Here is a 6,785-nt window from a genome sequence, read left to right as displayed (position 1 = left end):
GACCTGGACGCAGTTGTTCCGGAGTACGCGCAGACGACGTTGGGAGCAGAGGGTGAGCATTCGGGTCGGGTACAAGGCCTCGGCGGAGCAGTTCGGGCCGCGGGACCTGGTGGAGTACTCCGTGCGGGCCGAGCAGCTGGGACTCGACAGTGTGACCGTGTCGGACCACTTCCTGCCGTGGCGGCACGAGGGCGGGCACGCTCCGTTCGCGCTCGCCTGGATGGCGGCGGTCGGCGAGCGTACCGAGCGGGTCCAGCTGGGTACGTCGGTGCTGACGCCGACGTTCCGGTACAACCCGGCGGTGATCGCGCAGGCCTTCGCGACGCTCGGGATGTTGTACCCGGGCCGGGTGATGCTCGGCGTCGGCACCGGCGAGGCGCTGAACGAGATCGCCGTGTCGGGGATGGAGTGGCCCGAGTTCAAGGAGCGGTTCGCCCGGCTGCGGGAGGCCGTGCAGCTGATCCGCGATCTGTGGACGAAGGACGGCGTCAGCTCCGAGGGGCCGTACTACAAGACCGTCGACGCGTTCATCTACGACCGTCCCGAGACCCCGCTGAAGGTGTACGTCGCGGCGGGCGGGCCGCTGGTCGCGAAGTACGCCGGGCGCGCCGGTGACGGGTTCATCGCGACGTCCGGCAAGGGCATGGAGCTGTACACGGACAAGCTGATCCCGGCCGTCCGCGAAGGTGCCGAGAAGGCGGGCAAGAAGTTCGACGACCTGGACCGGATGCTCGAGGTCAAGGTGTCGTACGACCGGGATCCGGCGGCCGCGCTGGAGAACACCCGGTTCTGGGCGCCGTTGTCGCTGACGCCGGAGCAGAAGCACAGCGTGACGAGTGCGACCGAGATGGAGCGGCTCGCCGACGAGCTGCCGATCGAGCAGGTCGCGAAGCGCTGGATCGTCGCGTCGGACGCCGAGGAGGCCGTGAAGCAGTTCCAGCCGTACGTGGACGCGGGCTTCAACCACTTCGTCGTCCATGGTCCGGGGAACGACCAGGAGCGGTTCCTGACCCAGTTCACCGAAGACGTCCTTCCGTTGCTGCGCAAACTTGGCTGACAATCACCCCGTGGGTGATTACCAGATCGTTCAGGACAGCGACCCGCGGTGCGCCGAGCTGGAAGCGGCCGGGTACCGCGTGGTCGCCGAGTCCTGGGCGGTCCGGCTGTTCGACCCGGACCGGGAGCTGCTCGAGTCGGCGGTACGGCGGGCGACCGTCGCCGGGCTGACCATCCGTGAGCTCGGGCCCGAGTCCGCGTCCGCCCTGCACACCCTCGAAACCACGAACCAGCCCGACTACCCCGACACGCCCGCGACCCACCGGCACGTCGGCGAACTCGCCGACATCCAGGCACTCTGGCCGGAGAACCGCGTCTTCGGAGCCCTCGACGGCAGCCGCCTGGTCGGCGCCACGGTGATCCGCGAACACGAGGGCTTCGGCGACACCGCCTTCACCTCGGTCCTCTCGCAGTACCGCCGCCGAGGCGTCGGCCAGGCCGTCAAGGCCGCCTCGATCCTCGCCTTCCTCGACATCGGCATCACCCGCTTCAGCACCGGCGGCGCCGCCACCAACGAGGCCAGCCTCCAAGCCAACCAGTCCCTCGGCTACACCCTCACCGAACGCTGGCGCACGTACGCCCCAACAACATGAGCTACTCACACGGCGACCTAGTCGTCGTGGTCGACGTCGCGGACCTCGAACGCGCGGCAGACTTCTGGACAGCCGTCCTCGGCTACGTCCGAGCAGGCGAGCCTGACACCTACCTGACGCTGCTCCCGCAGGACGGCCCCGGCATCGAGGTACTACTACAGCTGGTACCAGACCGGAAGTCGGTGAAGAACCGCGTCCACCTCGACCTCCGTACTCCCGACCTCGACGCCGAGGTCACCCGCGTCCGCGCCCTCGGCGCGCGGCAACTGACCGACGCGCCGATCCGCGAAGGCGGTTGGGTGTGGCATGTGCTGGCTGATCCGGATGGGAACGAGTTCTGCGTGTTGCGGCCGCCTGGTTAGTGGAGGTCTTCGGAGAGGGACTTGGCTGCCTGGGTGAGGAGGGGGATGGCTTGTTCTACCAGGGGCTCGGTCATGCGGCCGGCGGGGCCGGAGATGGAGATGGCCAGGTGGGAGGGGGCGTCGGGGACGGCGACCGCGACGCAGCGGACGCCCAGCTCCTGTTCGCCTTCGTCCATCGCGTAGCCGTGGGCTTCGGCCTGGTGCAGCTGGGCGGTGAACGCGTCCGGGCTGGTGATGGTGTTGTCGGTGTGCTTCGGCATGCCGGTGCGGCGCAGGAGTTCGCGGACCTCGGCGTCCGGGAACTGGGCGAGGATCGCCTTCCCCACCGCCGTACAGTGCGGCAGCACCCGGCGCCCGACCTCGGTGAACATCCGCATCGAGTGCCGCGACGGCACCTGCGCGAGGTACACGATCTGGTCGCCGTCCAGCATCGCCATGTTGGCGGACTCGCCGAGCTCGTCGACCAGCCGCGCCAGGTGCGGGCGGGCGAACACACTGAGCATGTGCGACGAACTCTCACCGAGCCGGATCAGCTTCGGACCGAGCACGTACTGCCGGGACAACTCCTGCCGCAGGTACCCGAGGTCGACCAGCGTGCGCACCAGCCGGTGGATCGTCGGCAGCGGCAGCCCGGAGGCGGCCGCGAGCTGCGACAGGCCCATCATGCCGCCGGCGTCGGCCATCGTCTCGAGCAGCCCGAAGGCGCGCTCGATCGATTGCACGCTGCCGGTCCGCGGCTTGCTCTCCGCCATGTCCTCCACCTTTCCGGATCACGGAAGTTTAGCGCCAGATCCCGGAAGCTCGTATTCTTGCGTCTTCCACAAAGTAGATATTAGTCTCCACCATACGGAAAAGGAGGCCCGAGTGGATGACCTGATGACCGAACTCGACCGTCGGCTGGCCGCCGCGGACGCAGCCCTCACCGCTGATTACCCCGGTGATCGCGGCGTCCGGCAACCTGTCCACACCGTCTACGTCCCGGCCGACCGGTACGACGAGAAGACGGTCGCGGACTGGGGAGCGCAGGCGCGTACGGCGCTCGACGAGCATCCGGAGTTCGTGAAGGTGCTGGATCTCCCGGACGATGTGTACGAGCGGGTTCGTGGCAAGCTCGAACGCGAGCCGATCGAGGACCTCCGGATCGACTTCGAGGACGGCTACGGCAACCGCCCCGACGAGGAGGAGGACGCGGCCGCGATCGCCGCGGCCCGGATCGCGCGGCAGACGCCGTACTACGGTCTCCGGATCAAGTCGCTCGAAGCGCCGACCCGCCGCCGCGGCATCCGTACCCTCGACCTGTTCCTCGAGCACCTCGGCGGCAACCGCGACGGCTTCGTCATCACGCTCCCGAAGGTGACCTCGGTCGAGCAGGTCGAGGCGATGGTCTACGCGCTCGAGACCCTGGAGGCCAAGCACGATCTGCAGCCGTTGCAGTTCGAGATCCAGGTCGAGACCCCGCAGGCGATCCTCGGTTCCGACGGGACCGCGCTGATCGCCCGGATGCTCAAGGCCGGGGGCCCGCGCGTCACCGGCCTGCACTACGGCACGTACGACTACTCCGCCTCGCTCGGCGTCGCGGCGGCGTACCAGAGCATGGAGCATCCGGTCGCGGACCACGCGAAGGACGTCATGCAGCTGGCCGCGGCCGGTACGGGCGTCTTCGTATCCGATGGGTCGACCAACGTTCTCCCGGTCGGTGACGCGATCCACGACGCGTGGCGCCTGCATTTCCGGCTGGTACGGCGGTCGCTCGCGCGCGGCATCTACCAGGGCTGGGACATGCACCCGGCGCAGCTCCCGACCCGGTTCGCGGCGACGTACCTCTTCTACCGCGAAGGCTTCGACCAGGCCGCGCTCCGGCTGCGCGCGTACCTCGGTGACGGCGAGTCCGGCTACCTCGACGAGCCGGCCACGGCGGTCGCGCTGGCCGGATTCGTACTGCGCGGGATCGAGTGCGGCGCCATCGACGGCAGCGAGTTCGACGCCACGGGTCTCGCGAAACTGGCTCGGCGGGCCTAGCCTCGCCGGTATGCGACTGGTTGCGGAGTTCACGACGGAGCCCTTCGATGTGGAGGGCTCACCGCCTGCGCATGCGACCGAGGCGCTGCGCGCGGCGGAGGAAGCCGGGCTCGAGTGCGAGTTCGGTCCGCTCGGGACTCAGGTCAGCGGTGAGCAGCATCTTCTGCTGCCGGCGCTACCGAAGGTGCTCGAGGCGGCGTTCGCCGGCGGGGCGAGTCAGGTGACCTTGCAGGTACGCCGTGATGGCTGAGCAGCATCCGCTCGTCCAGGCGATCACCCCGCTCGTCGACCGGCTGAACGCCGAGTTGCTCGATCCGGCGGAGGCGGCCGGCGACGACGTCACGCTGGAATGGGAGGGCAAACCCGTGGTCTCCGTACGCCTTCCCACCAAGAAGAGTGTGAGGAAGACGCCCGAGCGGATCTCCGATGGGGGTGTGCAGAGTCTGTTGGCGGGGGTGGCTGAGGAGCTTGGGGGGCCGTTGCGGGAGCTGTCGCGGCATGACAAGCAGCAGGCGGTGTTGTTGCTGGAGTCTCGCGGTGCCTTCGAGTACCGGAAGTCGGCGGAGATCGTGGCCGAGGCACTCGGCGTCACGCGCTTCACCGTCTACAACTACCTGAACCGCGCCCGCTGAAATTCAACAAACTGTTGACGACAGGCGCAGCGGGTGTCACGCTCTCGTCATACGGAAAGTTGATTTCGGGATTCGAGAAGGTGTGATCGTGGACCTGGAGGAGTTCAACTCCACTCCGACCGACCGCTTGCGGCCGGCGCTGGCGGCATGCTGCGACGTACCGCGGTGGGTCGACGCGATCCTCGCCAAGCGGCCGTACGGCGATCGCGCCGCGCTGACCGCGTTGGCCGACCAGGTACTGCGGGAACTCGACGACGACGAGGTCGACCGGGCCTTGCAGGCGCACCCGCGGATCGGCGACCGGCCGCGGGGCGCGAGTACCGAGGCGGCCTGGTCGCGGTCCGAGCAGTCGGGCGTCGGCGACGACACCGCCGTACGGCAGGAACTTGCCGAGGGCAACCGTCAGTACGAGGACCGGTTCGGCCGGGTGTTCCTGATCTGCGCCACCGGGCTGTCGGCGGCGCAGATGCTGAGCAGCCTGCGGACCCGGCTCACGCACGACGACGCGACCGAGGCGGCGGTCGTCCACGAGGAGTTGCGCAAGATCGCGCTGCTCCGGCTGAGCAAGGTGGTGACGGCATGAGCAGTCTCTCGACCCATGTCCTCGACACCGCGTTGGGACGGCCGGCCCACGGCGTCCCGGTGCGGCTCTACCGGGGCGACGTACTCGAAGCCGCCGGTACGACGGACGCCGACGGGCGGGCCGTGCTCGCGCCGACCCTCGACCCGGGGACGTACCGCCTCTGGTTCGACGTCGCGGCGTACGCCGGGAGCACCGGCCAGGACATCTTCTTTCCCGAGGTCTCCGTGACCTTCACGGTCGCCGACGAGCGGCACTACCACGTCCCGTTGCTGCTCAGCCCGTTCGCGTTTTCCACCTACCGAGGGAGCTGACCCGAGATGGCCATCCACCTGGGCACCAACCAGTACGGCAAAGCCGAGAACCGCGTCGTCCGGATCTACCGGGACACGCCCCGCCACCAGATCCGCGACCTGAACGTGTCGACCGCGCTCCGCGGTGACTTCGAGGCCGCGCACACCACCGGCGACCAGGCCGGCGTACTGCCGACCGACACCCAGAAGAACACCGCGTTCGCGTTCGCCAAGGAGAAGGGGATCGGCGCGATCGAGGACTACGCGCTGACCCTCGGCGACCGGTTCCTGGAGGCGTCGCCGGCCGCGGCGGGTGCCCGGATCGCGGTCGAGGAGTACCCGTGGGAGCGGATCCAGGTCGACGGGCAGGAGCACGACCACGCGTTCGTCCGCAGCGGCGCCGGCGTGCGGAACACGATCGTCAACATCGACGGCCGCGGCCCGGACCGGAAGGCGTACGTGGTCTCCGGGATCAGCGATCTCGTCGTACTGAAGTCGACCGGGTCGGAGTTCCACGGGTTCCTGAAGGACGAGTACACGACGCTGCCGGAGACGAACGACCGGATCCTCGCGACCTCGCTGGTGGCGCGCTGGCGCTACGACCACACGGAGGTCGACTGGGACAAGTCGTACGACGCGATCAAGGCGCTGCTGCTGTCCCGGTTCGCGACGATCCACAGCCTTGCGCTGCAGCAGAGCCTGTACGGCATGGGATCCGCCGTGCTCGAGCAACACCCGGAGGTCGCCGAGGTCAAGTTCTCGGCGCCGAACAAGCACCACTTCCTGGTCGACCTGTCGCCGTTCGGGGTCGAGAACCCGGGCGAGGTCTTCATCGCCGCGGACCGCCCGTACGGCCTGATCGAGGCCACGGTGACCCGCGACGACGCCGGCGACTCGGGCAGTGCCTGGGTCAACATGGCCGGCTTCTGCTGATGTCCCGGATCGTGATCGAGGGCGCCTACGTGGCGACCCTCGATCCGGCCCGGCGCGAGTTCACCGGCCACGTGGTTGCCGAGGGCAATCGCCTGGTGGCGGTCGGGCCCGGGCCCGCTCCGACGTACGACGATGCCCGGGTGGTCGACGGGCGCGGCTGCCTGGTGACGCCGGGGTTCGTGAACACGCACCAGCATCTGTACCAGTGGGTGACGCGCGGGCTCGCTGCCGACGCGACGCTCTTCGAATGGCTGACAACGCTCTACCCGGTCTGGGCGCGGATCACCCCGGACACCGTGAACGTCGCGGCCCGGCCC

Annotated in this window: 10 protein-coding genes and 1 pseudogene; 10 read left to right on the top strand and 1 reads right to left on the bottom strand. The window is 68.9% G+C overall.

The window, feature by feature from the left end; all coding sequences use genetic code 11:
* The first annotated feature begins 52 nt into the window (after positions 1 to 52).
* From fgd to VFF46_RS17655, 3 genes are read left to right on the top strand one after another with little or no spacing between them, the layout of a single operon-like run.
* Positions 53 to 1,057 carry a glucose-6-phosphate dehydrogenase (coenzyme-F420) gene (gene fgd / locus VFF46_RS17665; protein WP_325038229.1) on the top strand — a complete coding sequence of 335 codons (1,005 nt, stop codon included), beginning with the start codon at positions 53 to 55 and terminating at the stop codon, positions 1,055 to 1,057.
* 10 nt (positions 1,058 to 1,067) lie between these two features.
* Entirely contained in the window at positions 1,068 to 1,649 is a 582-nt protein-coding gene (locus VFF46_RS17660) for a GNAT family N-acetyltransferase (protein WP_325038228.1), read from the top strand.
* Positions 1,646 to 2,011, top strand: a complete 366-nt coding sequence (locus VFF46_RS17655; protein ID WP_325038227.1) for a VOC family protein — start codon at positions 1,646 to 1,648, stop codon at positions 2,009 to 2,011. The genes VFF46_RS17660 and VFF46_RS17655 overlap by 4 nt, the downstream gene beginning before the upstream one ends.
* Here the strand turns inward: VFF46_RS17655 and VFF46_RS17650 are convergent.
* The gene (locus VFF46_RS17650; RefSeq protein ID WP_325038226.1) at positions 2,008 to 2,763 is read right to left on the bottom strand and encodes an IclR family transcriptional regulator; all 756 of its coding nucleotides are present in this window, start codon (positions 2,761 to 2,763) and stop codon (positions 2,008 to 2,010) included. The two genes, VFF46_RS17655 and VFF46_RS17650, sit on opposite strands and share 4 nt — an antisense overlap.
* 112 nt (positions 2,764 to 2,875) lie before the next feature.
* Between VFF46_RS17650 and VFF46_RS17645 the strand changes: the two genes are divergently transcribed.
* The 7 genes and pseudogenes from VFF46_RS17645 to VFF46_RS17615 all read left to right on the top strand — a co-directional run.
* A complete protein-coding gene (locus VFF46_RS17645) occupies positions 2,876 to 4,030 on the top strand; it encodes a DUF6986 family protein (protein WP_325038225.1) in 1,155 nt (384 codons plus the stop codon).
* 10 nt (positions 4,031 to 4,040) lie between these two features.
* Complete coding sequence (locus VFF46_RS17640; RefSeq protein ID WP_325038224.1) at positions 4,041 to 4,280, top strand: thiamine-binding protein; 240 nt, start codon at positions 4,041 to 4,043, stop codon at positions 4,278 to 4,280.
* A complete protein-coding gene (locus VFF46_RS17635; protein WP_325038223.1) occupies positions 4,273 to 4,662 on the top strand; it encodes a helix-turn-helix domain-containing protein in 390 nt (129 codons plus the stop codon). Before VFF46_RS17640 ends, VFF46_RS17635 begins: the two co-directional genes overlap by 8 nt.
* Positions 4,663 to 4,750: 88 nt before the next feature.
* Positions 4,751 to 5,245, top strand: a complete 495-nt coding sequence (gene uraD, locus VFF46_RS17630) for a 2-oxo-4-hydroxy-4-carboxy-5-ureidoimidazoline decarboxylase (protein ID WP_325038222.1) — start codon at positions 4,751 to 4,753, stop codon at positions 5,243 to 5,245.
* The gene (uraH, locus tag VFF46_RS17625; protein WP_325038221.1) at positions 5,242 to 5,556 is read left to right on the top strand and encodes a hydroxyisourate hydrolase; all 315 of its coding nucleotides are present in this window, start codon (positions 5,242 to 5,244) and stop codon (positions 5,554 to 5,556) included. Before uraD ends, uraH begins: the two co-directional genes overlap by 4 nt.
* A gap of 6 nt (positions 5,557 to 5,562) precedes the next feature.
* A complete protein-coding gene (gene pucL, locus VFF46_RS17620) occupies positions 5,563 to 6,468 on the top strand; it encodes a factor-independent urate hydroxylase (protein WP_325038220.1) in 906 nt (301 codons plus the stop codon).
* A pseudogene (locus tag VFF46_RS17615) lies at positions 6,468 to 6,785 on the top strand (8-oxoguanine deaminase); the annotation flags it as partial. The gene pucL and the pseudogene VFF46_RS17615, both read left to right, overlap by 1 nt.

The sequence above is a fragment of the Kribbella sp. genome (genome assembly GCF_035655035.1).
Classification (GTDB): domain Bacteria; phylum Actinomycetota; class Actinomycetes; order Propionibacteriales; family Kribbellaceae; genus Kribbella.
The sequence above is the reverse complement of the archived record's forward strand: the minus strand, read 5'-3'. Positions and strand labels throughout refer to the sequence as shown.

Bases quoted from the DNA above. Each gene is read 5' to 3' on its own strand.
- VFF46_RS17655 (WP_325038227.1), top strand. From the start codon at position 1,646: ATGAGCTACTCACACGGCGACCTAGTCGTCGTGGTCGACGTCGCGGAC.
- VFF46_RS17635 (WP_325038223.1), top strand. From the start codon at position 4,273: ATGGCTGAGCAGCATCCGCTCGTCCAGGCGATCACCCCGCTCGTCGAC.
- VFF46_RS17640 (WP_325038224.1), top strand. From the start codon at position 4,041: ATGCGACTGGTTGCGGAGTTCACGACGGAGCCCTTCGATGTGGAGGGC.
- pucL (WP_325038220.1), top strand. From the start codon at position 5,563: ATGGCCATCCACCTGGGCACCAACCAGTACGGCAAAGCCGAGAACCGC.
- VFF46_RS17650 (WP_325038226.1), bottom strand. From the start codon at position 2,763: ATGGCGGAGAGCAAGCCGCGGACCGGCAGCGTGCAATCGATCGAGCGC.
- uraH (WP_325038221.1), top strand. From the start codon at position 5,242: ATGAGCAGTCTCTCGACCCATGTCCTCGACACCGCGTTGGGACGGCCG.